Origin of the sequence: Streptomyces sp. YS-3 (assembly GCF_045257485.1) — a bacterium.
Taxonomy (GTDB): Bacteria; Actinomycetota; Actinomycetes; order Streptomycetales; family Streptomycetaceae; genus Streptomyces.
In genome coordinates this window covers 1-1,729 of the sequence record NZ_JBJHPC010000925.1, presented here as the reverse complement: position 1 = coordinate 1,729, position 1,729 = coordinate 1, and the positions used below count along the sequence as shown (strand labels likewise).

General features: G+C 65.2%; 1 protein-coding gene, 2 rRNA genes and 1 pseudogene. All 4 read right to left on the bottom strand.

Translation table 11 applies throughout. The annotated features are described in order from the left end of the window. A pseudogene (locus tag ACJA3G_RS36340) lies at positions 1–572 on the bottom strand (MFS transporter); the annotation flags it as partial. 43 nt (positions 573–615) lie between these two features. After that, positions 616–1,260 carry an HAD family hydrolase gene (locus ACJA3G_RS36335; RefSeq protein WP_406557293.1) on the bottom strand — a complete coding sequence of 215 codons (645 nt, stop codon included), beginning with the start codon at positions 1,258–1,260 and terminating at the stop codon, positions 616–618. 74 nt (positions 1,261–1,334) lie between these two features. Next, a 5S ribosomal RNA gene (rrf, locus tag ACJA3G_RS36330) occupies positions 1,335–1,451 on the bottom strand. Positions 1,452–1,528: 77 nt separating this feature from the next. Then, a 23S ribosomal RNA gene (locus ACJA3G_RS36325) occupies positions 1,529–1,729 on the bottom strand; the annotation flags it as partial.

The following is a 1,729-nucleotide window of genomic DNA, read 5'->3' as shown; positions in this document are numbered from 1 at the left end:
CCCTCCCCCGGCTCCCCATCCACGTACCACCGGCTCCCGGCCAGGCACACGGGCGCCAGCACGATCACGACCGGCAGATAGGAGACGAGCAGCGAGAAATCCCAGTGCGCCCCCGCCCAGGCGAGCGACGCCCCGATGATCCCGCCGAGGCTGTACGTGGCGTGGAAGCCGGTGATGATGCTCCGCCCGTACGCCCGCTGAAGGCTGATCCCCAGCATGTTCATGGAGGCGTCGAGGCCACCCACGGCCAGCCCGAACACCCCGAGCGAGAGCGCCGCCTGCCACATCCGGTCCCCGGCCGCGACCCCGAGCAGCGCCAGCATCACCACGGGCTGCACCGCCCGCAGCACCGCACTCGGCGCGACCCGCTTCACCAGGTACTCGGTGGTGACGCTGCCGGCCCCCGCGAGGATCGGCACGGCGGCCAGGAACACCGGCAGCAGACCGTCGGATATCCCGTACTGGTCCTGGATCGCCGGAATCCGGGTCACCAGGAGAGCGAAGGCGACGCCCTGCGCGAAGAAGCTCAGCGCCAGGGACGCCCTGCCGTGCCGCAGGCGCGCGTCTGTCATGGCCGCTGAGCTTAGGGCCGTTACTTACCCCTGGGTAGATAGATCACCCGAGCAATTCGCGCAGTTGTGCCATGTCGGAGAAGAAGGCCGTACAGCCCTGGAGCCGCTCCTCGGGAGTCATGGCGGTGAACCCGTACACATCCATCCCGGCGGCCAGCGCGGCCTGTACGCCGAGCGGGCTGTCCTCGACGACGGCACACCGCTCCGGAGCGACACCCATGCGCTCGGCCGCGTACAGGAAGAGATCCGGCGCCGGCTTCCCGCGCCCGACGTCCTGCGAGGAGAACACCCACTCCTCCTCGAACCACTCGTCGAGCCCGGTCGTACGGTGCCCCACCCGGATGCGCTCATGACTGCCCGAGGAGGCGACGCAGTACGGCACCCCGTCCGCGACCAGCTGCGCGAGTACGTCGGTGGCCCCGGCCACCGGCTTCAGCTCGCGCTCGAAGGCGCCGAAGACGCGGGAGTGGAAGACGTCGTCGAAGTCGGCCGGCAGCACCTGCCCGCTCCGCTCCTGGACGAGGTCGTGGATGCGGTGCATGGCGGAGCCCATGTAGTCGCGAATGGAGTCCTCGTACGAGGTCGGGTGACCGAGCTCGGTGAGGTACCCGGCGAGGATGGTGTTCGAGATCGGTTCACTGTCGACGAGCACACCGTCGTTGTCGAAGATGACGAGGTCATAGCGCATGGTTCGACCCTAAACGCCGGTAAACGCAGAAAAGCCCCGTACCGGAGACCGGTACGGGGCTTTTCCCAAAATTTGTTCGGCGGCGTCCTACTCTCCCACAGGGTCCCCCCTGCAGTACCATCGGCGCTGAAAGGCTTAGCTTCCGGGTTCGGAATGTAACCGGGCGTTTCCCTAACGCTATGACCACCGAAACACTATGAAAATTTGAACGCTGGCATKRACACAGCTGTTCGTTATTTCAGAACTAACACAGTGGACGCGAGCAACTGAGGACAAGCCCTCGGCCTATTAGTACCAGTCAGCTCCACCCCTTACGAGGCTTCCACATCTGGCCTATCAACCCAGTCGTCTACTGGGAGCCTTACCCTCTCAAGGAGGTGGGAATACTCATCTCGAAGCAGGCTTCCCGCTTAGATGCTTTCAGCGGTTATCCTTTCCGAACGTAGCCAACCAGCCATGCCCTTGGCAG